24 protein-coding genes, 1 tRNA gene and 1 riboswitch are annotated in these 24,307 nt (G+C 56.6%); of the genes, 9 read left to right on the top strand and 16 right to left on the bottom strand.

Annotated features, from left to right (window positions below; genetic code table 11):
• Positions 1–38: 38 nt before the first annotated feature.
• Complete coding sequence (locus Q0721_RS04195; RefSeq protein ID WP_299025778.1) at positions 39–1,211, bottom strand: NBR1-Ig-like domain-containing protein; 1,173 nt, start codon at positions 1,209–1,211, stop codon at positions 39–41.
• 380 nt (positions 1,212–1,591) lie between these two features.
• Positions 1,592–1,666, bottom strand: a tRNA-Pro gene (locus Q0721_RS04190).
• A 92-nt stretch (positions 1,667–1,758) separates the two neighbouring features.
• Positions 1,759–1,902, top strand: a riboswitch (cobalamin riboswitch).
• Between the two features lie 238 nt (positions 1,903–2,140).
• Here Q0721_RS04190 and Q0721_RS04185 point away from each other — a divergent pair.
• From Q0721_RS04185 to Q0721_RS04155, 7 genes are all read left to right on the top strand, one after another.
• Positions 2,141–3,142 (top strand): cobalamin-binding protein, encoded by a 1,002-nt coding sequence (locus Q0721_RS04185; protein WP_299025773.1) that lies wholly within the window; start codon positions 2,141–2,143, stop codon positions 3,140–3,142.
• Positions 3,143–3,196: 54 nt separating this feature from the next.
• Entirely contained in the window at positions 3,197–4,198 is a 1,002-nt protein-coding gene (locus Q0721_RS04180; protein ID WP_299025770.1) for an iron ABC transporter permease, read from the top strand.
• Position 4,199: 1 nt separating this feature from the next.
• Positions 4,200–5,033, top strand: coding sequence for a helical backbone metal receptor (locus Q0721_RS04175; protein ID WP_299025767.1), 834 nt, complete (start codon positions 4,200–4,202; stop codon positions 5,031–5,033).
• Positions 5,030–5,956, top strand: coding sequence for an ABC transporter ATP-binding protein (locus Q0721_RS04170; RefSeq protein WP_299025764.1), 927 nt, complete (start codon positions 5,030–5,032; stop codon positions 5,954–5,956). The genes Q0721_RS04175 and Q0721_RS04170 overlap by 4 nt, the downstream gene beginning before the upstream one ends.
• Before the next feature lie 122 nt (positions 5,957–6,078).
• Positions 6,079–7,194: a response regulator gene (locus Q0721_RS04165; RefSeq protein WP_299025760.1), complete on the top strand. Its 1,116-nt coding sequence runs from the start codon at positions 6,079–6,081 to the stop codon at positions 7,192–7,194.
• On the top strand, positions 7,187–7,945 hold the full coding sequence (locus tag Q0721_RS04160) for a thioredoxin domain-containing protein (protein WP_299025757.1): 759 nt from the start codon (positions 7,187–7,189) through the stop codon (positions 7,943–7,945). The genes Q0721_RS04165 and Q0721_RS04160 overlap by 8 nt, the downstream gene beginning before the upstream one ends.
• Positions 7,942–8,592, top strand: a complete 651-nt coding sequence (locus tag Q0721_RS04155) for a deoxynucleoside kinase (RefSeq protein WP_299025754.1) — start codon at positions 7,942–7,944, stop codon at positions 8,590–8,592. The genes Q0721_RS04160 and Q0721_RS04155 overlap by 4 nt, the downstream gene beginning before the upstream one ends.
• 38 nt (positions 8,593–8,630) lie before the next feature.
• On the opposite strand, the gene Q0721_RS04150 is transcribed toward Q0721_RS04155, so the two are convergent.
• From Q0721_RS04150 to Q0721_RS04115, 8 genes are all read right to left on the bottom strand, one after another.
• Positions 8,631–8,891, bottom strand: coding sequence for a stage V sporulation protein S (locus Q0721_RS04150; protein WP_054520204.1), 261 nt, complete (start codon positions 8,889–8,891; stop codon positions 8,631–8,633).
• A gap of 166 nt (positions 8,892–9,057) precedes the next feature.
• Positions 9,058–10,467, bottom strand: a complete 1,410-nt coding sequence (gene icd, locus Q0721_RS04145) for an NADP-dependent isocitrate dehydrogenase (RefSeq protein WP_299025740.1) — start codon at positions 10,465–10,467, stop codon at positions 9,058–9,060.
• Between the two features lie 85 nt (positions 10,468–10,552).
• Complete coding sequence (locus tag Q0721_RS04140; protein WP_299025737.1) at positions 10,553–11,752, bottom strand: aminotransferase class I/II-fold pyridoxal phosphate-dependent enzyme; 1,200 nt, start codon at positions 11,750–11,752, stop codon at positions 10,553–10,555.
• 30 nt (positions 11,753–11,782) lie between these two features.
• A complete protein-coding gene (locus tag Q0721_RS04135; protein ID WP_299025735.1) occupies positions 11,783–12,007 on the bottom strand; it encodes a hypothetical protein in 225 nt (74 codons plus the stop codon).
• Positions 11,995–13,005, bottom strand: coding sequence for a sugar phosphate nucleotidyltransferase (locus Q0721_RS04130; protein WP_299025733.1), 1,011 nt, complete (start codon positions 13,003–13,005; stop codon positions 11,995–11,997). Before Q0721_RS04130 ends, Q0721_RS04135 begins: the two co-directional genes overlap by 13 nt.
• A 59-nt stretch (positions 13,006–13,064) precedes the next feature.
• Positions 13,065–15,905: a cation-translocating P-type ATPase gene (locus tag Q0721_RS04125; RefSeq protein WP_299025731.1), complete on the bottom strand. Its 2,841-nt coding sequence runs from the start codon at positions 15,903–15,905 to the stop codon at positions 13,065–13,067.
• 174 nt (positions 15,906–16,079) lie between these two features.
• Positions 16,080–17,402, bottom strand: coding sequence for a glucose-1-phosphate adenylyltransferase (locus Q0721_RS04120; protein WP_299025728.1), 1,323 nt, complete (start codon positions 17,400–17,402; stop codon positions 16,080–16,082).
• A gap of 125 nt (positions 17,403–17,527) precedes the next feature.
• Positions 17,528–17,983 (bottom strand): RpiB/LacA/LacB family sugar-phosphate isomerase, encoded by a 456-nt coding sequence (locus Q0721_RS04115; protein ID WP_299025725.1) that lies wholly within the window; start codon positions 17,981–17,983, stop codon positions 17,528–17,530.
• A 36-nt stretch (positions 17,984–18,019) separates the two neighbouring features.
• Between Q0721_RS04115 and Q0721_RS04110 the strand changes: the two genes are divergently transcribed.
• On the top strand, positions 18,020–18,598 hold the full coding sequence (locus tag Q0721_RS04110) for a hypothetical protein (protein WP_299025722.1): 579 nt from the start codon (positions 18,020–18,022) through the stop codon (positions 18,596–18,598).
• Between the two features lie 15 nt (positions 18,599–18,613).
• Here the strand turns inward: Q0721_RS04110 and Q0721_RS04105 are convergent, their stop codons facing one another.
• The 6 genes from Q0721_RS04105 to holB form a co-directional block, all read right to left on the bottom strand.
• Positions 18,614–19,348 carry a sulfite exporter TauE/SafE family protein gene (locus Q0721_RS04105; protein ID WP_299025719.1) on the bottom strand — a complete coding sequence of 245 codons (735 nt, stop codon included), beginning with the start codon at positions 19,346–19,348 and terminating at the stop codon, positions 18,614–18,616.
• 27 nt (positions 19,349–19,375) lie between these two features.
• The gene (locus tag Q0721_RS04100) at positions 19,376–20,692 is read right to left on the bottom strand and encodes a permease (RefSeq protein WP_299025717.1); all 1,317 of its coding nucleotides are present in this window, start codon (positions 20,690–20,692) and stop codon (positions 19,376–19,378) included.
• A gap of 78 nt (positions 20,693–20,770) precedes the next feature.
• The gene (locus Q0721_RS04095) at positions 20,771–21,019 is read right to left on the bottom strand and encodes a thioredoxin family protein (protein WP_299025714.1); all 249 of its coding nucleotides are present in this window, start codon (positions 21,017–21,019) and stop codon (positions 20,771–20,773) included.
• Between the two features lie 38 nt (positions 21,020–21,057).
• Positions 21,058–21,447 carry a metalloregulator ArsR/SmtB family transcription factor gene (locus Q0721_RS04090; RefSeq protein WP_299025711.1) on the bottom strand — a complete coding sequence of 130 codons (390 nt, stop codon included), beginning with the start codon at positions 21,445–21,447 and terminating at the stop codon, positions 21,058–21,060.
• 105 nt (positions 21,448–21,552) lie between these two features.
• Positions 21,553–21,741, bottom strand: a complete 189-nt coding sequence (locus Q0721_RS04085) for a hypothetical protein (RefSeq protein WP_299025708.1) — start codon at positions 21,739–21,741, stop codon at positions 21,553–21,555.
• Between the two features lie 83 nt (positions 21,742–21,824).
• A complete protein-coding gene (gene holB / locus Q0721_RS04080; protein WP_299025705.1) occupies positions 21,825–22,832 on the bottom strand; it encodes a DNA polymerase III subunit delta' in 1,008 nt (335 codons plus the stop codon).
• A 425-nt stretch (positions 22,833–23,257) separates the two neighbouring features.
• Here holB and pheS point away from each other — a divergent pair, with 425 nt between their 5' ends.
• Positions 23,258–24,298 carry a phenylalanine--tRNA ligase subunit alpha gene (gene pheS / locus Q0721_RS04075; RefSeq protein WP_299025702.1) on the top strand — a complete coding sequence of 347 codons (1,041 nt, stop codon included), beginning with the start codon at positions 23,258–23,260 and terminating at the stop codon, positions 24,296–24,298.
• The last annotated feature ends 9 nt before the right edge of the window (positions 24,299–24,307 follow it).

Below are 24,307 nucleotides of genomic sequence, written 5' to 3'. Positions count from 1 at the left end.
GCCCGCTGCCACAGCGCAGCGGGCTGGGTGAAAAGAGGCTAGCGTACCACGCGTGGCGCTAACCAGAAAGCCAAGTCATCTTGGGAGTTGCCATTGTTGAGCACCTTGAGGATGAACTGCACTGACTTACCATCTAGGCTGCTCAAGTCCACATCCAGGCTTTCCCATTTCCCATCGTAGGTCTGTGTCCACGAGCCCAGGTTCTGTTCGGAGCCACCATCGGCGATGTAGTTCAGTTGGAACATCACGTTACAATTGGAGGCGCCATCCAGACAGCCAATGATGGCTTTGAAGCGATCCCCTTTGGCCACTTTGAAAACGGGGAATTTGCCACTAATGAATCCGCCATCTCCAGCGGAAGGCACGGTGATGAGGGCTGGTTCATCTTCCTGGCGGCCGCCCTCAAGTTTAGGAGCATTGTTGATGGTGATGGAGCCGTTGGTGGTGTCAATACCGCTGGAAGGGCAGGTGAGCACGCCGGCGGAAGTACGCCATTCGGCTGTACAGTAGTTTGCTGCCAGGTCGAAGGCGACCTGCGAGGGTTCTAATACTTTGATCTTCACCCAGAAGGGCTGACTGGCATCACGGCCCAAGCCGAAGACGACCCCATCTGCGCTGCGGAGTTTCCAGTTGCCAGTATAATCACCAGGTTTTGTCGGGGCCTTGAGATTGACGGAGATATCAACGGTCTCACCCGGGCGCACGGTGGTGCCCAATTTCTGTGAGGCTGGGCCGTCCATGGCATTGCCGCTGGCGAAAACGAGGGCATAATCTGCCGTCCAGGTGCAGGAGCCAATGTTCTGAAGGCGCCAGGTCTTGGTGAAGGCTTCTCCTGGGCGGAACCGGGTGCCGTCGGGAACAGTGATGTCCTTGACAAATTTAGCCCAATTGCAGGGGAGGGGGGTAGCTGTGGGCGTAGGTTGCACCAGGGTGGGCTGGGCCGTGGGCACAGCCGTTGGGGGCACAGGCGTTGCAGTGGCTTCCTGCGGGCCGGGGGTGGCGGTTGGGAAGGGACTGGGAATGGCCGGGGTCACCGTTAATTGGGCGATCAGGGTTTGCAGCGCCATCTCGGTCAGGCGAGCTTCAACAGTTTGCGCAGCGTAGGTTGCCGCTTGGTTGGTGCTAGGACGCGGCCCCAGCGGGAAACACCCGCCAACCAATATGACCAGGATCAGGATGCTCAGAGTGAGCCAGGGAAATCTCTTCTTCATACGCTTCTCCTCCTTATCTTCCAACTATGGGCTTCTTTTTGAGTATTAACGCAGGACCTTCGTCTAATAAGACGTTAAGATCCCACCAGTAGTTCCATCCAGGATTTCGGGGTTTGGGGTGCGATTCTAGAAAACAGAGAAGATGTGAGCGACGTTGTCCCCGCTAACAAGATTATAGCAAAGCAAACGGCGGAAGGGCGAGCAGAAATAGCCCCGGGGTGGAAGAAAGGGAATTAGGAAGAGAAGAATAGAACGACGAGTCATCAAGAAAGCACCGACGATTTTGAAAAGCAGGAGGTCTGAGGTAGACATGGCTCGCGTCCATTGGCCTACCTCAGACCTCTTTGTCCCATTGTTGTGGCTATGTAAGTTGCCCTAGGTCGGGGCGCTGGGATTTGAACCCAGGACCTCTTGCACCCCATGCAAGCGCGCTAGCCGGGCTGCGCCACGCCCCGTGGCGGCTTTTATTATAGTCGCGAAGCCCGGATTTGGCAATCCTTTTCTTGACAATACCTCTCGCTACGCTTACAATCATGCCAGTTTGACAACCTCATAACACCTGCCGGGTGCCTGTCTCCCCGGATGGAGCGGCTTAAAGGCGAAACCGGTGCAAGTCCGGTGCTGTCCCGCAACTGTGAGGAGGGTCAAGGCCCTCTAAGCCAGGTCGCCCGCCCGGTAGGGGTTCACCAGCCTCTCGCGGAAAGGAGGTGGGAACCGATGCTCTGGCAGCCTTGGTTTCTCACCTCCCTGTCACCACGACAGGGAGGTACTATTTTGAATGCCGGAGCCACGGCCAGGATCATGCACACGCCTATGTAATTCCCCACCCGGCCAGGTGGGCCCACCAGCCGGGAGTGTACGCCTCACGTGTGGGCTCATCCTTCAAACTGACACGATTGCCTTAGTAAACGTAAACGGAGAAGTGAACCATGAAACGACTATCTCATGCTCTGATTTTCATGTTATTACTTGGGTTGATCCTTGGCGCGTGTGTTCCGGCGACGCCTGTGGCAACCTCACCGAGCCCGGTGGTTACTGAGACGGCGGCTTTTCTGCCAACAGCGAGCCTGGCACCAACCGCTACGCCAGTAGCGCAGATTGAAGCCACTGATGGGCTGGGGCGAAAAGTAACGTTGAAAGCGCCGGCCCAACGTATTATCTCTTTAGCACCCTCTAATACCGAGATTCTGTTTGCGTTGGGGGCAGGCAAACAGGTGATTGCCCGCGATTCGTTTTCGGATTACCCTCCTGAGGCGGCCTCGGTCACCGATATTGGCTCCACCTGGGAGACGCTCAACCTAGAGCAGTTGGTTGCCCTGCAACCCGATCTGGTGCTGGCGGCGGGAATTCAGTCCCCGGAACAGGTGAAGGCTATGGAAAACGCTGGATTGGTGGTTTTCTGGGTGCCCAATCCGGTCACGCTGGAGGACCTGTATGCCAATCTAGAGGTGGTGGGACGATTGATCGGACATGAGCCGGAAGCCGCGGCGCTGATCGAGAGCCTCAAAGCGCGGGTGGCGGCGGTGGATAAGAAAATTGCAATGGTGAGCCAGAAACCCAGTGTTTTCTATGAGCTAGATGCCTCCCAAGATCCGGCCAAACCTTGGACGGCAGGGCCTGGTTCATTCCATGATGCCTTGATCGCTCGTGCCGGTGGGGTCAATATTGCCGCCGTGCTCGACAGTCCCTGGGCACAGATGAGCCTGGAGCAAATTGTGGCGGCTGATCCTGAGATCATCCTCCTTGGCGATGCCAAATGGGGCACCACCCCGGAGAGTGTTGCCCAACGTCCTGGGTGGAGTAACTTGCGCGCAGTGAAAAACGAGCGGGTGATCCCATTTGATGATGACCTTATCAGCCGTCCGGGCCCGCGTTTGGTAGATGCCTTGGAAAACCTGGCCAAAATTTTCCACCCCGAATTGTTTAAGTAATACGTTAGCCCCCATCCTGACCCCGCGGTTTGGGATGGGGGCATCTGAATAGCGATGAAAAAGACGTTTTCCTGGTCTGTTCTTCTCCTTGGGTTGGGACTAGCGCTTGGGCTTAGTATCGCGCTGGGCTCGGTGAGCATTCCTCTGTCGGAAATCTGGCGTGCGCTTGTTGGACAGGCCTCTCACGCCGCCCATCATACCATCTTGTGGGAGATCCGTTTGCCCCGTACGTTACTGATTGCGCTCACCGGTGCAGCCCTGGGTGGGAGTGGGGCGGCTTATCAAGGGCTTTTTCGTAATCCATTGGCCGATCCTTACTTGATCGGGGTGGCCTCGGGGGCCGGGTTAGGTGCGGTAGTGGCAATGAGTCTGCGCTGGCCGTACTCATTTTGGGGACTGATGGCTGTGCCTGCTATGGCCTTTGTGGCGGCCATGTTGACTGTGCTGGTGGTAATGGCGCTGGCGCGCAGTGGGCGGGCTCTACCCACGGCAAATTTGATCCTGGCAGGTGTAGCCGTTTCCTCTTTTGCGTCGGCGTTAACCTCCTTTTTGATGCTGCGTTCAACCGGTGAGTTGCGGCGGGCCTTAGCCTGGCTGCTGGGGGGAGCCGCCCTGGGGGGGTGGCCGGCGGTGGGGGTCATGCTGCCCTATCTGATTCTAGGATTAGGTGGGCTGATCATCAGCGGGCATGCACTCAACGTGCTCCAGTTTGGCGATGAGCAGGCTCAACAGTTAGGGCTGAATGTGTCTCGGGTGCGTACCTGGATCCTCCTGGCTGCGGCGCTCAGCACGGCGGCGGCGGTCTCGTTTGCGGGCATCATTGGCTTTCTCGGCCTGATTGTGCCGCATGTGGTGCGCCTGATTTTCACATCAGATTATCGCTACCTGATCCCTTTGAGCATTCTAGGTGGATCAACGGCCCTACTGCTGGCGGATGTGCTGGCACGGGTGCTTTTGGCACCGCAGGAATTGCCGGTGGGGATCATTACAGCACTGGCAGGTGCGCCGTTCTTTCTCTGGCTTTTGCGCCGTAGTAAAGTACAGGGGGTGGAGTAAAATGACTGCGACGTTGCGCCTATTTTGTGACCCGCTGGGTCAAAAGGTGGAACTGGCCTATCCACCGCAACGGATTGTAAGTCTGGTATCTGGCTTGACCGAAACCCTCTTCGCGCTGGGATGTGGAGAGCGCGTAGTGGGGGTTTCGACGTATTGCCGGCGTTATGTTTCCGACCTTCAAGCCGAGGTAGTAGGTGACTATCTAAGGGTGGATCTGGAACGCTTGCAGGAGGTACGTCCGGACCTCATTTTGCTCACCACTGGCGTGCAGCGACAACTGGCGCAGCGTTTATTGCGCCAAGGGTGGCCTGTGTTTGTACTACCGCTGCCTAACAGCGTGTATGGGATATGGGAGAACATTGTGATGTTGGGTGGATTGGTTGGGGCAGTACAACCCGCTCGTGATCTGGTGGCACGTTGGCAGGCTTGTTTCGCCGATCTGGCGGCGCGAGCATTCCAACCGCGTCCGCGAGTCTATGCTGAACTCTGGTTCGGTCCTCACCCACGCACGCCGGGCGCGCTGACTTTCATCCACGATTTGATTGAAGTAGCAGGAGGTCAAAACCTTTTTGGCGCCCGGCCGGCCGGCTACCTCTCTCTAGATTTGGCGGCTGTCGTGCAGCAAAAGCCGCAGGTGTGGCTGCTTTTCTCGGAACCAGAATATCCGATAGACCCGGCAGTGCTTCTCCGGGCACGTGGATGGGATGTTCTCTTGCCGGACATGCGGATTGTGATCTCAACGGTGCAACGAGGAGAGAATTTGATCCATGATGGCCCCTCAATGATGGAGACGGCCGTCTGGTTGCAGGCTCGTTTGGCGGAGGTTGTAGCATGAACACCCGATTAGACTTAAAGGGTTCCATAGTCGAGGCAAGTCGGCTATACCTGGAGCGGGTGACGGTCGTCTTGCAGGGGCAACGTATTCTGGAAAATGTTTCGCTAAGCCTTGAGCGCGGGCAAGTGGTGGCTCTGATTGGCCCCAACGGCGCGGGCAAGTCTACTTTAATCCGCGCTATCAGCGGCGTGATCACCCCCCAGGCAGGGAGCATCCAAGTGGGCGATTTGGATCTGGTTCGCGCGTCTCCCTGGCAACGCGCTCGGTATCTGGCGGTGGTTCCTCAGATTCATCAGTTACCGCCCGCTTTTACCGTCTGGCAGACAGTCCTTCTAGGGCGGACGCCTTATCTGAATCTCCTCGGGCAGGTTTCCCCGCGTGATGAGGCTGTGGCCCGCCAAGCGTTGGAGCAGGTAGAGGCCCTGCCTTTGGCCGAGCGTGGCTTGGCTGAACTCTCCGGCGGGGAGTTGCAGCGGGTTTTGCTGGCGCGTGCACTGGCCCAACAGACGCCCTTCTTGCTCCTGGATGAGCCGACTACGCATCTGGATTGGCAGTATCAAGTTGCCTTGCTGACCCACCTGCGCCGTTTGGCAGATAACGGTACGACCGCGGATCTTCCTCGCCGAGGGGTGCTGATGGTGCTGCATGACCTGAATCTCGCCGTTCGTTATGCCGACCAGGTAGCACTATTGGTGGGAGGACGCCTGTGGGCTTGGGGTACGACCCGTGAGGTGCTCCAGCCGGATTTGCTAAGCCGTGCCTTTGGGTTGACAATTTCGATGACCGAGGCTTCCCCCGATGGTTACCCGTTATTTGTACCCCTCACCCAGACGCGGGCTCGCATGAGCCTGCCCGCCAAGCCAGTGGCGGATGGAGTTCCGACCTTGGCTGAGTTGCCCCACCTGCATAGGAAGGCGTTCTGATGAGAACCCTCCCAGGCTTAAGAGTTGTAGGCCAACAGCCGCCAACCTTCCCCCTGATTAGCAATCGGCGGCGGCAAAATCCTGTATAATAGGCTCAACTCAACCTTGCCAGGGGAGAGCCTATGGCTGTGCGCCGGGTATTGATAGTTGAAGATACGCTGGAACTGGGGCGCATGTTGCGGAGCGCCCTGCTGACCCTCGACCCTGCTCTGGATATCCAAGTGGTGCCCTCAGCCGAAGAGGCGCTGCTGGAGGTCTCGCGCCAGCAAGCCGATTTGTTGATCGCTGATATCCGCTTGCCGGGTATGTCGGGGTTGGATCTGGTGAATAAGTTGCACCAGCGGTTTCCTCACACCCCCTGCATTCTGATCACAGCGCTGACGGAGGAGGGGCTAGCCCAGCGCGCCCAGGAAGTGGGCGCGGTGCGCTTCTTGCGCAAGCCGCTGAGCATGAGCACATTTCTAGATGCAGTGGCTGAGGTGCTGGGAATGCCTTCTTCTGCCCCGCCTCCTGCCGGGATTGGGGCAGAGGAGGAAGTAGCGGGACCTCGCCTCTCCATGCGATTAGGGCGCTTGCGCCAGACCTTGAACGCGCGGGCGGTGTATTTGCTGGATGATCGGGGCCATATTGTGGCTCAGGCGGGAGATTGGTTGCCATCTTACTTTGAAAGTGAATGGATTCCGCCGTTGATGGCAGTCCTTAGTGCTGGCATTAAAGTCGCGCGCCTCCTCCGCCCCGGCCCGCCCCAGGGGGTGATGGCCTTCAAAGGAGCTGAAGTAGACCTGACTTTTGCGCCTGTGGGTGTCTTTGGCCTGGTGTTGGTGACCCCAGCGGTTGAGAGCGCGGTACGCCTTCCGCTGGCTTTTGAGGCGGTGTTCCAGGCCGCACAGGAGGTGGCGCAGATTCTGGATGAGATGGGGGTGCCCTATCTCACGGTGACTACCGCGCCCCCACCCCCGGAGCCACCTCTGACGTTGCCCCCCGGCGTAGAAACCGAGGTCATTCCACAAGAGGTTCTACCTATTGAAGCGCCCGAACTCGAGCCCCTGATGGAAAGTTTGCAACAACCCCCTCTGCCGAGCGATCCGCAGGCAATTGATGCTTTTTGGGAGGCCGCTGTGGAGGGGGAAGCAGTGCCCCCGCTCACGTCAGAAGCCCTGACCTACGAGCAGGCACGTCGCTTGGGCCTGGCTCCTGAGGGTGAATCTGAAACTGAGGAGAATGACTCTCATGCGTGAATCCCCGCCTATTCCTGCCTCTCCCGACTTATCTCGTCCCCCTGCGCCTACGATACGACGCAGACCTGCTTGGCATTGGGGGATGGTGGGGTTTGGCCTAGCTGCCTTCTTGTTAGGTGTAGCAGCAGGTTATGGAATCTGGGGGCGCGAGGTTGCCAACCTAAGGGCTCAACTGTCTGCTCAACAAGCCGAGGCGGATGTCCCACGCCAGGTAACCCGTTATGATGTGCCGGTGGACGATGACCCAGCATTGGGTCCAGCCAACGCACCTATCACGATCATTGAATTTAGCGATTTCCAATGCCCCTACTGTCAGCGCTGGCATGTTCAGGTTTGGCCGAAGATCCAGGCTGCATATGGGGATAAAGTGCGTCTGGTGTATCGCGACTTCCCGCTATATAGCATTCACCCGGAAGCCGCACCGGCGGCTGAAGCGGCTAACTGTGCCAACGAACAGGGCAAATTTTGGGAATTTCACGATCTGCTTTTCAGGGGCGGACTTTCATTGGGACGGGAGGCCTACTTGGCCTATGCCGAGCGCCTGGGCTTGAAGATGGACCAATTCACCACCTGCCTGGATGAACGGCGTTACCAGGCTGAGGTGGAGGGCGATTACGCATACGCGGTTGATCTGGGCATCAATTCCACCCCCACCTTCTTTATCAACGGGATTGCCCTGCTGGGTGCACAGCCGTTTGAGGTTTTCCAGCGAGTGATTGAACTGGAATTGGCGGGGAAACTCAGCCAATGAAAAAGTACATTATCGTGGCAGGTAATATTGGCGTGGGGAAATCCACCTTGGTACGCTTGCTGTGCGAGCGCATGGCATGGCAACCCTATTACGAGCCGGAGGTGGAAAACCCTTACCTCAGCGATTTCTACCGCAATATGCAGGCGTGGGCGTTTCATTCTCAAGTGTTTTTCCTAGCCCACCGCCTGCGTATTCACCTCCAAATTCAACGCAGCCCTTTTTCAGCGGTACAAGATCGCAGCCTGTATGAGGACGCTGAGATATTTGCCCGTGGGCTCTTCTTGCAAGGAGCGCTGAGCGAGCGCGACTACGCCACTTACCAAGCCCTCTATCAGGCGGCGTGCGATTGCCTGACCCCACCCGACCTGATGATCTATCTGCGTGCTTCCACTGCGACCTTGCAACAGCGCATTGCTCAGCGCCGTCGTCCCTATGAACGGGAAATCCCGCTGGATTACTTAGAGCGGCTCAATGATCTCTATGAGGCGTGGGTGGCAGGTTTTACCCTTTGTCCGGTCCTCACAGTGCCTGCTGATGACCTGGACTATGTTGCGCGCCCCCGCCATTTTGAACTGGTGCTACAGAAGGTTCAGGAAAAACTAACCGGTAAAGAAGAAGTGCGCTTTGATCCGGCGGAAGTTACCTGAACCTCGCCTTTATCCTACGCGCTCAGGTGGGACGGGGTTCAGCGGGGTTCGACAATTAATTTGATCGCGGTGCGGATTTTGCCTTCGATGTCCACATCCACAAACTCGGGGATGCACACGATGGAGATTCCATCCTCCATCAGATACCCCCTGGCCAGCACCAATGCTTTGATGGCCTGGTTGACGGCACCGGCGCCGATGGCCTGCACCTCGGCACGTTTGTGCTCGCGGACTACGCCGGCGATGGCTCCTGCTACGGCTGCGGTGCGGGAATTTGCCTTGACTTTGATGACGTCCATTGCGTGCTCCTTTTCTTCGGTGTTTAGCCCACGTGCAACATGCTCTTGGCATGCAAATTTAATGTGTATTTCATTGTAGCGAAAATAAATTGTGCATTCAAGTCAAAATGCACAGGAATTTTCGTGGGCCGCTTCTTATTGCGCCAGTCAGGGGGATGTCTTTGCCTTAGTCGGCCATGTGGCGGATGATGGCATCACCAAATTCGGAGCAACGCACTTCCGTGGCATCGGGCATCAGACGAGCGAAATCGTAGGTCACCGTGCGCGCTGAGATAGCTCCCTCTACCCCCTTAATAATGAGATCCGCGGCCTCATGCCAGCCCAGGTAGCGCAACATCATCTCGCCCGAAAGAATGACCGAACCCGGGTTGACCTTGTCTAGGTCCGCATATTTGGGGGCTGTGCCGTGGGTAGCCTCAAAGATAGCATGACCGCTCTCAAAATTAATATTTGCGCCGGGGGCAATACCAATGCCGCCGACTTGGGCAGCCAGGGCATCCGAGAGGTAATCCCCATTCAGGTTAGGGGTTGCCAACACGTCAAAGTCACGCGGGCGGGTCAACACATGTTGGAAGGTCACATCGGCAATGGTATCCTTGATCAGGAGAAGGCGCTTCCATTTGCCGTCCCCGTGGGTGGGCCAGAGGGTGGTTAGTGTGTTCTCGACCTCTGCGTGTACCGCTGCTTGCTGCTCGGGAGGCAACATATCGTAGCCCGGTTCAATTAGGCGGGCGTTTTCCTCAATACTCAGGTTGGGGTTCTGCTCGCGGTTGGAAAGAATCCAGGCTTCGCGTTCAGTGACAATTTGGTGGCGAAACTCTCGCTTGGCCAAGGCATAGCCCCAGTCACGAAAAGCACCTTCGGTAAACTTCATGATATTGCCCTTATGCACCAGGGTCACGCTACGACGGTGGTTTTCCAATGCCCAACGGATGGCAGCGCGCACCAGGCGCTCGGTGCCTTGAACCGAGATGGGTTTAAGGCTAAAGCCGGCCGTTTCTGGGAAGCGCAGCTTGGCAAACTGATCTGGGAAGTGTTCTCGCAAGAGGGCCTTGAAACGCTCAGCCTCAGCAGTGCCGTGCTGAAATTCGATCCCGGTGTAGATATCTTCGGTGTTTTCGCGGAAAATGACCATATCCACCAGTTCGGGCTGGCGCACTGGCGAGGGAACGCCTTTGAAGTAGCGCACCGGACGGAGACAGACGTAAAGATCCAGAGCTTTGCGTAACGCCACGTTGAGAGAACGAATGCCGCCCCCGATGGGTGTGGTAAGTGGGCCCTTGATCCCTACCCTGAATTCTTCAAAAGCCCGCAGGGTCTCATCGGGTAGCCAAGTGTTGAATTGGCGGAAGGACTTCTCGCCCGCATAGACTTCCATCCAGTAAATCTTGCGGCGGCCCCCATAGGCACGGGCGACTGCAGCGTCGAAGACCCGCACGGCGGCACGCCAAATATCTCGTCCGGTGCCATCTCCCTCAACATACGGGATAATCGGGTTATCGGGCACTTGTAGCCGCCCCTCGGCAAGGTGAATGGCTTCTCCGCCTTGGGGAATTTGAATCAGTTGGTAAGTCATGAGGTCTCCTCCACGGCCGTGATTATCGGCGGATTATATCATGCCTGTTGGGGGTCAGATTAGGGGCATTGGCTGCAGGCCGGGTTTACAATCGCCTCAAGAAGCGCTCAATACGGCGCAGAGCTTCCTCAATCTTTTCGTAGGCGGTAGCATACGAGCAACGCACAAAGCCCTCGCCACCGGCTCCAAACGCCGAGCCGGGCACTACAGCTACATGCTCTTCTTGAAGCAGACGCTGGGCAAAGGTCTCGTCATCCAGGCCGGTGACACTCACTTTGGGGAAGGCATAGAAGGCTCCCTTGGGTTCAAATGTAGGCAATCCCATGCGATTTAGCTCCCTAACGATTAGGCGCCGACGGCGGTCATATTCTTCGACCATCATCTGAACGGCTTCATCGCGGTCATATAGCGCAGTGAGGGCGGCGATCTGGGACATGGTGGGGGCGGACATCACAGTGTACTGGTGCACACGGAGCAAGCCTTGCATCAGGTGTTGGGGGCCGCAGGCATAGCCAATGCGCCAACCGGTCATTGCGTAATCTTTTGAGAACCCGCCCAGGAGCAGAGAACGTCCTTTCATCCTTGGCAAGGAGGGGAAACAGACATGCTGATGTCCTGCATATACCAGACGGTCATAGATCTCATCCGAAATAACAATTAAGTCATATTTCTCGGCCAAGCGGGCAATCTCCAGCAAGCGTTCACGGGTGGCCACGGCCCCAGTGGGATTATTGGGAAAGCCAATTAGGATGGCTTTCGTGCGCGGGGTAATAGCGGCCTCAATGGCCTGGGGGTTCACATCAAAGTTGTCTTCCATATGGCAGGGAATTTCAATGGGCACGCCCCCTGCTAGATGCACCTGAGCCTGGTAGGAGACAAAGCAGGGTGTGGGAATAATGACCTCGTCGCCGGGATCCAGCAGCGCAGTGGCGGCTAAGTAAAGGGCCTCGGATCCACCCACGGTAATAATGATTTCGGTTTGAGGGTCGTAACTCACGCCATACAGCCGTTCTAGGTGGGCGGCTAGAGCCTGGCGTAATTCCAAGATACCCGCGTTGGAGGTGTAATGAGTCTGACCATTGCGTAAGGCTTGAACGCCTGCCTCAATCACTGCGGGGGGTGTATCAAAGTCGGGTTCACCGATGCCCAGAGAGATAACATCCTTCATGGTGGCGGCGATGTCAAAGAAACGTCGAATGCCGGAGGGCTTCAGGCTGGCTACACGTTGTGAGAGGTAGGTGGTACGGGTAGAGGCGGTGGAGAGGGTGGAAGAGGTGGAAGACATAGGGCTCTAGCTCCTTCTTACAATAAGATCTTATAACAGATTAACCCGCCATTCATCATAAAGTTCGCCGTAAAACAACTCAAAACGCCGTCCATCGCGAACCCGCACACGAAAACACTTTCCACCGGGGATGCGCCAGTGCTCTTCAATGGCCTCAATTTCTAGGCGTTCTCCCTCCCAATGAATAGCGAGCGGGCGTTCGGCGTATTCATAGCCGGAGTGGCATTCCACCGGGTCGGGGTTCATGTGATCCATGCATCATCTCCTAGATTCGCGCGCTGGGCCGATCCCTCAATGCGCGTGCGCCGTCCTAATAAGGAGGCCTTTAGCACGGCTTCGCGCACTTGGGCTTCCTGGTCCAGGATGCTGTCGCTGATCACACATGCTTCCAAGACACAGCCGCGTCCTACCGAGACATAAGGCCCAATAACCACATTGTATAAGTGGGCTTCGGGATGAACAAAAACCGGAGGAATCACGACCACGCCAGAGCGTTGTGCGGCCGCGGTGCTGTTATCGTGCCCATGCTCAAGTAAGTAGCGATTAGTTTCCAGCAGGGCATCCGGAATTCCGGCATCCAGCCAGACTTCCACGGTTTGGGTGCGGAAACGCGCACCACGCTCCAGCAAGATATTAATGGCCTCTGCCAGGAAGTACTCGCCGCGTAGCGCCAACCCACGCCGCATTTGCTCTTGGATGGCCTCAACCAGGGCCTCGCCGCTGCGGAAATAGTAGAAACCCACCACTACTAGATTATTAGATAAGTCTTGCGGCTTTTCAATCAGGCGAGTCACCCAGCCTTCGGCGTTGACCTCAGCGACCCCAAAACGGCGCGGATCCGGCACGGGCTTAACCCAGGCAATCCCGTCTAAATCGGTTTGGGAGAGGAAGGATAGGTCTGTTTCGATCAGGGTATCGGAAAAGGCCATGAGCACCGGGCCACGCAGGTAGTCCCGCGCCAGGTAGAGGGCATCGGACTGCCCGCGCATGACTTCCTGCACCACGTAGTGCACTTTCAGGTTGGGGTGGTGCTGGTGCATATGGGCTTCAATGGCGGTTTGTTGTCCCGGTCCGACGATGAAAACGTAATTTACATCAAAAGAGGTGGGGATACTCTTAAACTGGGCCAAGACGTAATCTAAAACCGTTTTTCCTGCCAAGGGGAGCAGGGGTTTAGGTTTGCTCCAGGTGTGGGGGCGCATGCGCGTTCCCCAGCCGGCCATAGGGATCGCAATGGTGAGCGTTTGGGTCAAGCCTGCCTCCAAGGGTGGAAATGGGGTGGGTCATGCATAAATAATTGTATCATTGCCGGTCAATGCCGTGCCTTACGCATGCCTAACACCACTTTTGTGATCTCTGCCACGATAGCGGGCAGGAAAATCAGCGGTAAGATGATTTTCCAATGCTCCCAGGTGAGGGGAACGGTAGCGAAGATGGGGTTGAAGAAAGGCACATACACCACCATCAACAACAGGGCTAACGAACTCAACACCGCCAGGTTCATCCAGCGGTTGCTGAAGAGCCCAATTTTGAGCAAGGGGTAGCGTTCGGAGCGAGCGGTGTAGGCGCGTAGTAATTCCGAACTAGAGAGGGTAACAAACGCTAGTGTTCCTGCGAGGGTCGCATTCTGACGCAGGCCTAGGCTAAAAGCAAGCAAGGTGGCAGTCGTAATGGCAATCGTCTGCACGGCTACGCCGATTTGCATGAAACGGTTGATGATGGGTTCCCTCGGAGGGCGGGGTGGCTGATCCATGATGTCGGGATCGCCTTTCTCAGTGCCCAATGCCAACGCTGGCGCCCCGTCGGTGATCAGGTTAAGCCAGAGCAATTGAATGGGCAAAAGCGGGGAAAGCACCCGTCCGGCTGCGGGAAAGAGCCAGCGCCCAAAAGCCGTAGGAAGGAAGATGATAAAAATTTCGGCGAGGTTGCACGAGATAAGATAATAAACAAACTTGCGAATGTTGCTATAAATGATGCGTCCCTGCTCCACGGCCGCGACAATACTGGCATAATTATCATCCATCAGCACCATGTCGGCCGTCTCTTTCGTCACATCCGTGCCCGTGATGCCCATGGCAATGCCGATATCGGCGCGTTTGATCGCGGGGGCGTCGTTGACCCCATCGCCGGTCATTGCCACGATTTCATTATTGGCCTTGAGGGCCTCCACGATACGCAACTTATGCTGGGGTGAGACGCGCGCGAAGACGTCTGTGCGCTGTACTTCGCGTTGCAGGGTAGCATCGTCCATGGCATCCAGCTGAGCACCGGTCAGCACTTGATGGTGCGGGCGTAACAAACCAATGGCTTCGGCAATGGCGCGGGCAGTGTTGGGATAGTCCCCCGTGATCATGAGGGTCCGGATACCCGCCCGAGTGGCTTTTTGCAAGGCTGGGATCACCTCGGGGCGCGGCGGGTCAATCATTCCGATCAGACCCACAAAGACTAGATCCTGCTCGAGTGCCTCCGGCTCGGCATGATCGGGCAGACTGGGAACCACCCGATAAGCCACGCCCAAGACTCGTAAGGCCTCGCGGGTCATTGCGTCATTGGCTTGCAAGATGCGCTGACGACTTGCCTCATCCAGCGGCTGGGGGCGGTCGTAGCGATCTTGATAGTAGCGGCACAGGCGCAGGACCTCGTCGGGGGCTCCTTTGACAGTGACCACATGCAAATCGGGTGAGACCTCTGTACTAAAAGGCGAGGCATCTTCAGGACGGGGGGCTTGTATGGCGTGGACGGTCACCATGCGTTTACGCACTGAATCGAAAGGAATCTCGTCCTCCCGCGGATAGGCCATTTGCAACTGCTCCGGCAAAGCACCGGCTTTAGCCGCTGCCACCAGCAGAGCCCCTTCAGTGGGATCACCCACCACACGGTAGGCATTTTCGCCGTTGTGGGTATTGACCTCAAGCACCGCATCGTTGTTGAGCGCGCCAATCCACAGCGCGGTGAGCACGGCGGGGTAGTGGCTGAAGTCAAGAGGTTGTCCGTTGATTTTGAATTCTCCTTCGGGCACATACCCCCGTCCGCTGACCTCGATGAAGGTTCCATCCACCCAAAGGCGGGTAACGGTCATGGCGTTTTGCGTGAGCGTACCGGTTTTATCGGAACAGATGACCGTGGCCGAGCCTAGTGTCTCTACTGAGGAGAGGCGGCGGATCAGTGCATGACGCCGGATCATTTCCCGCATACCCAGGGCTAGGCTGATCGTCACAATAGCCGGCAGGCCCTCCGGCACGGCGGCAATGGCCAGGCTGACCGACACCATGAACATCTCTAGAATATTGCCTCCCTGCAGGATGCCGGTGAGAAAAACCAATCCACAAATGATTAGGGCAGCAATGCCCAGGGTGCGGCCCAATTGATCAAGTTTGCGCTGCAGAGGCGTTTCTTCCTCTTCCATGCTCTGAAGCAGGGTCGCAATCATGCCCAATTGGGTGCGCATGCCGGTGTTAACTACGACTCCACGCCCGCGTCCATAAACCACCAGCGTGCCCATGAAAGCGGTGTTCTTGCGGTCGCCAAGGGGGGCGTTCTCCTGGAGTAGGCTGGTTGCGTCCTTCTCCACTGCAATGGACTCGCCTGTTAGGGCGGCCTCTTCAATGCGCAGGTTAACGGCTTCCAGCAGGCGCAGATCGGCCGGGACGTAGTTGCCGGCTTCTAGGAAGACGATATCGCCGGGTACCAGATCACGCGCGGGGATGGTCTGGCGTCGCCCATCCCGTAGCACTTGGGCTTCTGGTGCGGCCAGTTGGCGCAAAGCGGCCAGGGCTTGCTCGGCGCGGCTCTCTTGGATCACGCCAAGCACAGCGTTGAGGATCACAATGGCGATAATGGCGGCTGAATCCACCAGCGGCTCACGTTGCGAAATGCTGATGATACCCGAGATCACCGCTGCTACGATGAGCAGGATGACCACGAAACTCTTTAGTTGGCCAATGACCATTTGCAAGAAGGTGCGGCGTTTGGCTTCAATAAGCTGATTGGGACCAAACTGTGCCAAACGGCGCGTTGCCTCTTCGGTGGTGAGCCCGCTTGCTAAGGGGGTGCGTAAGCGCCGAACCGTCTCATGCGCGTTGAGGGCATGCCAAGCAATATCTAGGTCTGTAAGTGGCGAAGATGGAGGAGGGGTTGGTAAGGCAACTGTCATAGATAGTCTCCGTTAGAACCGCCCATACCTAAGGCGTAGATGGATGTACTCCGGGGCGAAGCCGGGGTGCACCAACGGTTAATTCTACCCTCATCTGCCAGGAATGAATATCCCTCCTCCTGCCTGCACCAGTTGGGGCTTCTGCAAACAAGCGTCTTCGGCTGTTTGCAACGCTCAGACCTTCTCTTCTGCCATTTGCCCTTTGGGCTCTGAAGGTTTTAGCTCTGGGCCGATGTAAGTGCCGGGCTTGATGATCCCGTCCTTGGGGATCACCACAATGCCATCCCGTACCACCCAACCATCACCATCCAGGTCAGTACCGCGGGGGAAGGGGCGGATGATGACACCGCGACCGATGCGGGCGTTTTTGTCAATAATAGCGCCTGAGATCTCGCATCCCGGCCCGATTCCGATGGGTACGGTGCCCAGCATCGTCTCATCGTAATCCTCACAGCCCACTTTCTCGTAATAATCGGCACCCATCAATACCGTGTTCTCGATGCGCGCCCCATTGCGGATGCGACTGCGCAGGCCAATCACCGAACGGCGAATCTCAGCGTTGCGAATGCAGCACCCTTCGGCCAGGAGCACGTTTTCGAGCACGCTGCGCTCAATGGTAGAGCCAGGGAGGAAGCGGGGGTGGGAGTAAATAGGAAACTCGGGGTCAAAGAAGTTGAAGGGCGGGTTGGGGTCAGTCAGGGCAAGGTTGGTCTCGTAAAACGAGCGGATCGTTCCAATATCTTCCCAATAGCCGTCGAAGTCGAAGGAGTAAACATGGTGGTAATGAATGGCATACGGGATGACCTCCCCGCCGAAATCATCGAATTCGGGGTGTTCCTCCAGAAGTTTTACCAGCACTTCAGTGTTGAACAGGTAAATGCCCATTGAGCCAATATAGGGGCGCTCAGGATCGTCGCGGCTCACCATCTCGGCCAGCAGGTCGGGGGCTTTGGGCTTTTCGGCAAAACGGACAATGCGCCCAGTAAGATCTCGTTTGAGGATGCCAAAACGGGGAGCTTCAGAGGTGGGCACGGGTTTGACGGCTACGGTGATTTCAGCCCCGCTTTCTAAGTGTTGGCGGAACATCGGCGCATAGTTCATGCGGTAAAGATGATCGCCCGCTAGGATGAGCACATAGCGGGCCCGGGTGGCGCGAATCTCGAAAAGTTGTTTGCGCACTGCATCCGCTGTACCCTGATACCAGTCACTGCTGGAAAGAGTCTGCTCAGCCGCCCAAATCTGCACCCAGCCGCGATGGAAATTATCGAATTGATAGGTGTTGGTGATATGACGATGCAAGGAGACCGAGTTGTACTGGGTGAGCACGGCGATGCGGAAAATTCCGGAGTTAATGCAGTTGCTGATGGGGATATCAATCAGGCGGTATTTACCGGCGATAGGCACGGCCGGTTTGGAGCGCAGCAGGGTGAGCGGGAAAAGACGGGTTCCCCGACCACCTCCCAGAATCACAGCTAAAACCTCATCTAGCGTAGGCATAAGGCCTCCTTTTGCGCTTCTCTTTTACATATTTTACAGACTTTTATTCCCTCGGCGCAACCGAATGTGAAGATGATTTTGATTTATTGGACTGGATGGCTTATGGTCGGAGGCGAAGCCAGGCTCTAGCGCGTTTCCAGTTCAGCAACCTGTGCCAAGCAGGCGTCATCGGTGGGGTTAGGCTGGTAACGTGTCTGAAACCAGGCGGCAAGGATCTCTTTAGCCACCGGCCAGGATGTGAGGCGCAACGAAAGACAGAGCACGTTGGCGTTATTCCACAGACGGGCACCGCGGGCAGTTTCGGCATCCACACACAGGGCCGCACGGATGCCACGGACTTTGTTGGCAGCGATGCTAACCCCAGTGCCGGTCCAGCAGAACAGGATACCTTCGTCAGCTTCGCCCCTAACCACAGCCTCGGCCACACGGCGCGCCACGCTTGGCCAGTAGGTATCGGGGGTGGTGTAACTTTCGCCCGGAGGTGGGCCATAATAGGTGAACTGATGCCCTTCGGCTTCCAAATACTTAAGCACTTCCTCAACAACGTATGTGCGTTCATCCGCACCGACAGCCAGTTTCATTTTTCACCTCCTGCTCAACTCATAGAATACGATAAAATGGGGGGCGTGATTAAGCAGATCAATCCACGTCTTTTGGCCCGTGAGCCGTTGCAGCGCTGTGGGTGGCCGCAATGTGGGGCAGCGTGTTGTGCGTATGGGGTGTGGCTAGATGAGGAAGAATGGCGTGATTTGCTGGCTCATGCCTCCTTAATCATACCTCATTTGCCACTTGACAGGCGCGATCCCGCGCGCTGGGTGGATGGGCGCTGCGAAGAGGATCCTTTTGTCCCCAGTGGGCGCGTGGTACATACTCGGGTCTGTCCAGATCCCAAGCACTATGCCGGAAGTGCGTGTGTTTTTCTGCGCCCAGATTATAAGTGCGCCTTGCAAGTGGCGGGAGAGGTGGCTGGATACCATCCCTGGCGCTTCAAGCCGTTTTACTGCATCCTGCATCCGCTTGACCTGGATGAGCAAGGACGCATTACCCTCGACGAGGCGGTGGCCTTGGCCGAAGAGCCGGCGAGTTGCTTGCGCTGGGGTGAAAAGGCGCAACTCCTCTTGGATCTCTTTGCCGAGGAGTTGCGCTTTTTGCTCGGGGATGCGACTTATCGTGCCTTGCGTAGTCAGGTGGACTAAATGATGTGGCCGGATTTATCCCAGCAGGGTGTAGACCTTATAAAGGGTGACTAAAACGATCATCACGGCAAAGATCTGGCGCAGACGATGACTGGGAACATACAGGCTGGTGATCCGAGCGCCGAGAAACGAGCCTAAAGCACCGACGATCAGAAGCGGGATGGCTAGTTCGAGCGACCATTGGGCGCTCGATAGACGTGGGACAAGCGCCGAGAACGAAGGCGGGACCACTGCAATGGAGTTAACAGCGGCGGCGCGTTTGCTGTCTAATCCCACCAGAATCAGGGTGGGCATGAGGAGAAACCCCGGGCCCACTCCTAGCAACCCACTAAGGATCGAGATGGGGACGGCAAGGATGTAGGCCAAGGTCATGTTGGGGGTGGCGCGGTTACTCTGTATGGGCCGGAACAACCGATAGGCAAGGAAAGAAACCGCTCCGACGTAAATGGCCCAGAGGTAGAATTGGGGAACAAAGTGGGCGAGATAACTCCCAATCGGTGCCGAAACTGTGGTGATCAGACTCAAGGTCAGTGCTGTAGGCCAGTCAATGAGTTTGCTGCGCGCGAAACCTGCGGCAGAAAAAGAGGCTGTTGCCCCGTTGAGCAACAAACTCAGAGGTTGAATTTGATTGACTAAGTCGTTGAAGAACAGCCCTAAGAAGGGGATGGCCGCAAAAGCCACACCCAACCCCAGCATTCCTGAGATGAAAGAAAGCAATAGCATACCGAGAACAATGACGAGATTGTTCATGATTCACCCTCCAGTGATGTTTGTGTTTTAGCGCGCCAGAAAGGCGCCAAAAAGATAACCCGCCAAAGTGCTCAGAAGGGCGACCAGACTAACATAAACGCTGGTTTTCTTGCGCCCCATGATGCCGTTGAGCACGAGAATGGATTGGAGCGAAAGTTCAGGGTCAGCTAGCAGGTAAGCCAATAGCGGCCCACGCGCCATGCCTAGATCAAGGAACATGCGCGCTACGGGCACTTCGACCAAGGTAGGGAAGTACATGAAAACGCCGAAGAGCACGCCGGCCAGATTGGCCCACAGGGTATTTTGACCCGCCACGGCGCGCACCCAGGCTTCCGGGATCAGGCCTTTAGCCACGCCCGCCAAAAATACCCCCACAATTAGGAGAGGAAAGATTTGTTTCACGAACTTCCAGGTTTCGGCGATCCAGTTGCTTAGGTCGTCTTGATCGAAGGCGCGCGCCGCCACCCAGGCCGTGGTAGCCAAGAGGATAAGAATAGCAAAGAATCGTCCGGTCAAACCTATAACAAGGCTTCCGCTTTGGGTGATCGGTGCGGCCAGCAAAATTGTTAGGGCAATGACCACAAGGGTGGCCATGGTCCAACCGGAGAAACCCTCATAGATGTTTTCAAACCCCTTCCAAGCCAGGAAGGCGATCACAATCAAAAGACCAATCAATGTGGCCCCTTGCACACTCAGGTTGACACTTTCAAGTGCGGCGAGAATCGCCGGGGGCAAATTCCAGGGCAAGTGAAGGGTGAGATAAGTTTGAGTTAACGCCGGAATTTGGAGCGTTCCGGCGATCAGGATGGCAACGAGCAAGCCAAACACAGCCCAAATTGCGGGTCGTACCGTTGCCCCAGCCGCGAAAAGATTGGCCTCAGCTTTGCTTTGGGTTTCTTCCTTGCGGAAGATCCAGCCCATAAGCAGACCGATGGCGATGCCAAAGAAAATGGACAGGATTAGGCGGGCAAGGGCGATATCAAAGCCGATGGCAGCCCCGGTATAGGTGAGGGCAAGGATATTGATGGCCGGGCCAACGAAGAGGAAGGTCACCGCTGGTCCCAGCCCAGCACCGCGCTTCCAAATGCCGGCGAAGAGGGGGAGAATGGTGCATGAGCATACAGCCAGGATGAAGCCCCCAAAGGCAGCAGCAGGGTAACTCACCCATTTGGAAGCGCGTGGGCCCAGGAAACGGGTAATCGCTTCCTTAGGGATCATCGCGCTCATATAGCCGGCGATGATGAATGCCGGTAAGAGGCATAAAAGTACGTGGGCAGCAAGATAGTCTAATAGGCTGGTCCAGCCTGACCAGAGGAGTGATTGTAGCGTTGTTATCCAGTTCATCAGCACCACCTTATTCGTAAAAAAGAATATAACGTTAGTAAAAAGTGACGGGCAGACTAGCCCGTCCATGCGTTAGGCTTACACCTTCTCAGGAACGTTCAACCATTGGGCGATTTCTGCGCGTGAGGGGATGCGCCCCGCGCATACGACACGCTCATTAATGACTAGGGCGGGCGTGGCTAAAATGGGATAGGCCAGGATGGCATCTAGGTCTTCCACTTTTTCAATCCGCGCTTCGAGGCCAAGTTCGGTAATTACCTTGCGCGTGAGGGCTTCCAGCCGTTGACAGGCGGCACAGCCGGGTCCTAAGACTTTGATGGTAAGCATTGATATCCTCCATGGTTTGAGATGAGCGTAGACCCGAACTAGGCGGGTCGAGAGGTGACACGACAGCGGGGACAGGTGCAGTTGACCGCTTCAGGGATCAGCGAAAGTTGCTGGGGGGTAGGGAGTAGCTCTTTTACCCGGTCTATCACCTCGAAAATGCGGGGGTCGTTAACCCGGTAGTACACATTCCAGCCCTGACGTCGTGCGCTGACCAAGCCGCTTTGACGCAAAAACATCAATTGCTGCGAGATGTAAGCCTGCCGCAAGCCGAGCACGGCCTGAAGGTGGCACACGCAGGCTTCGTCGTCCCGCAGCAATTCTAATAGCGCCAAGCGCACCGGGTGGGCCAGAGCACGGAAAAAATCCGCCGCCGAGTCGAATTGGTCGGTAAATGTTGTTCCTTTGTCTGTATTGTCTATATTCAACATAACGAATGCTATTTTAAGCCCAAACAGCCTCCTGTCAAGGCTGTTTGTCACCCGATTGGGGTGATTTCTAACCCCCTATTCTCGGTTAGCAAGTGGGCGGTTACGTTAGGCAATCTGACGCAGTTCGGTCAGTTCCCGTTCCACGGCTTCAATCTCAGCACGTAGTTCGCGCAAGTAGGCTTCCAGGCGTTGAATGTACTCCTCACGGGTGAGGGCAATCATCGCTCCATGTTCACCACTGCAACCACACTGACCACCACAACCACAGGCATCGAACTCAGCTTCTGGGTACATGAGCGGACTCCTTTAATGACCAGGATAATACGACTGTGTTTGTCGTAATTATATCATATCCCACTGACCCTGCCAGGATGATATTATGCCCGGATTTCGTCTTCAACCGCGGTGAGGTAGGGCCAGCCGAGAAGTAGAAATTCTCCCAACAAACGCGCGTTGAGATTAGCGTCCAGATGGGTAATTCCTTGTTCCAGCATGGCCAAACATCGTGCGGCTTGCCCCTCCTCCAACTGGCGTGCTAATGTGCGGATAGGGGTCTCGAAGGCCAAGTTGGTCAGGGGCACTGGAGCGTTGGTGGTACACAGCCAGAGATCCCGCCAGAGAGTAACCCAGGCTTGTAAGGCAGCGCGCATTTTTTCCCGATCTCGGCTTAGACTTTCGACATATTGAAAACGTTCCACCCGTTTTTGACCCAACAAGTAAAGCCCGTCCTGAATCCAACGCTGATGCTCTTGATAGTATTCTGGCTCGTTGTGAAAGCGGAGTGCCAGCCCGGGACGCCCCCCTGAGAGATGAGCCAGTTCGCGGGCTTGTTCATAGGGCAGACCCTGGTGATCACGAAGCAGGGTTTCAAGTTCGGTAATTGGCAGTGGGCGCAGGCGTAGGACTTCACAGCGCGAGACGAGGGTGGGTAATAGTGCTTCGGGGGCCTCAGCTGTGAGCAAGAGAACTGCATGTGCCGGCGGCTCTTCCAGAGTTTTCAGCAGGGCATTTTGCGCACTGGGGGTAGCGCGTTCCAGGTTGAGGAGTAGAGCGACACGATAGGGGCTCTCATAGGGGGCCAATTGCAGGTCGTGCTGCAAAGCGCGCACCTGTTCAACTTTTATGCTACCGCTTTCTGCCTGGACGGGAAACAAATCTGGGTGAGCCATCTGGGCAATTTGGCGACAGGTACGGCAGGTGCCGCAGGATTGCCCGGCTCCGGGAGGAGTTGGACAATTGAGCGCCTGAGCAAAGCGCAGAGCCAAGGTGCGCCGGCCCACCCCCGCTGGCCCGCAAAAAAGATAGGCATGGCGCAGGCGTTGCTGGCGTAGATGCCCCTGGAGTAGATCAACGGCCCAAGTGTGGCCCCAAATCTCCCAACTCATAGCGTTACGATTCTAGCCCAAGGGGTGGGTTCTGGCAACGTGTTTCCCTTGACAACCCCTGGCTTTTGCCGATAATAAAGCCAGATTTTCTGACACCCTTAAAAGTGAATGGCGCTGACGGAGGAAAGTAAGTCGGCAGAACGCGCCAGAGAGGCTGGGGCATAGGCTGCGACCCCAGCTCGCCGGAAACCGACCGAAGTTCCCTCCCGAGCCGCTCGGGTGAAACCTGCCACGTGCTAGCGTTACCATGCGCAGGTAAGTAGTCTGAGCCGTCTGGCCCCCGTTAGCGGGCACGCCAATCGTCACCCGTTGGGTGGCCGTTGGGTGAGTGGGCTGTGTGACCACACAGCCAATCAGGGTGGTACCGCGGGCACACAACCCCGTCCCTGGCTGGGACGGGATTTTTATTTTGTGGAGGTTGCACGATGGACGATGTTCTCGAGATTAATGAATTGGATGCTTTACAGGCACGCGCCTTGCAGGAACTGGAGGCGGTTAATGACGAAGCGGCTTTACAAGCCTGGCGCGTGGCGCATCTGGGGCGCAATGCACCTCTGATGCAAATTTTTTCGCGCCTGGGGCAATTGCCCAAAGAAGTGCGCCCCCAGGTTGGGCAGCGCGCCAACCAAGTTAAGCAAGCGCTGGAGGCAGCGTTGGAGGAGCGGGCTGCCGCCCTGCGCGCCGCTGCCCTGCGCCGTGCGTTGGAGAGCGAGCGCCTGGACGTAACCTTGCCTGGGCGGCGCCCAGAACTGGGAAGGCTACATCCCACCACCCGTACCCTGCGCCGCATTGTGCATATCTTTGCCGAGATGGGTTTCCAGGTCTACCGCAGTCGCGAGGTTGAGAGCGATGCGTATAACTTCGAATTGCTGAACATGCCAGCCCATCATCCGGCGCGCGACTTGTGGGATACCTTTTACACCACCACTTCCGGCGTGCTGCTACGCACCCATACGTCACCGGGGCAGATTCACGTGATGCGCGAGCGCGCACCGCAGCCCATTCGGGTGATCTTGCCAGGGATGTGCTACCGCTATGAGCAAATTAGCGCCCGCTCCGAGATCCAATTCAACCAGGTGGAAGTGCTGGCGGTTGGGCGGAACATCACCTTCAGTGATTTGAAGGGGACGCTAAATACCTTTGCCCGCCGTCTCTTCGGCGAACAGGCCCGCACCCGCCTGCGCCCGTCCTACTTTCCTTTCACAGAGCCCAGCGCTGAGATGGATGTAGAGTGTTTTGTGTGCGGTGGTAAAGGGTGCACCGTGTGCAAGGGTTCTGGCTGGTTGGAAATCTTGGGTTGTGGGATGGTACACCCCACGGTGCTTCAAAACGGGGGGTATGATCCGGAGGAATTCGGCGGCTTTGCCGCCGGCATGGGTGTAGAGCGCATCACCATGCTGCTCCATCGCATTGAAGATATCCGCTACTTCTGGGCGAATGACGTTCGTTTCCTGAGTCAATTCTAGCTAGTAAGA

This window comes from uncultured Thermanaerothrix sp. (assembly GCF_938028735.1).
Lineage (GTDB): Bacteria > Chloroflexota > Anaerolineae > Anaerolineales > Anaerolineaceae > Thermanaerothrix.
Note: the sequence above shows the minus strand (reverse complement) of the source record. Positions and strands in the feature narration are given on the sequence as shown.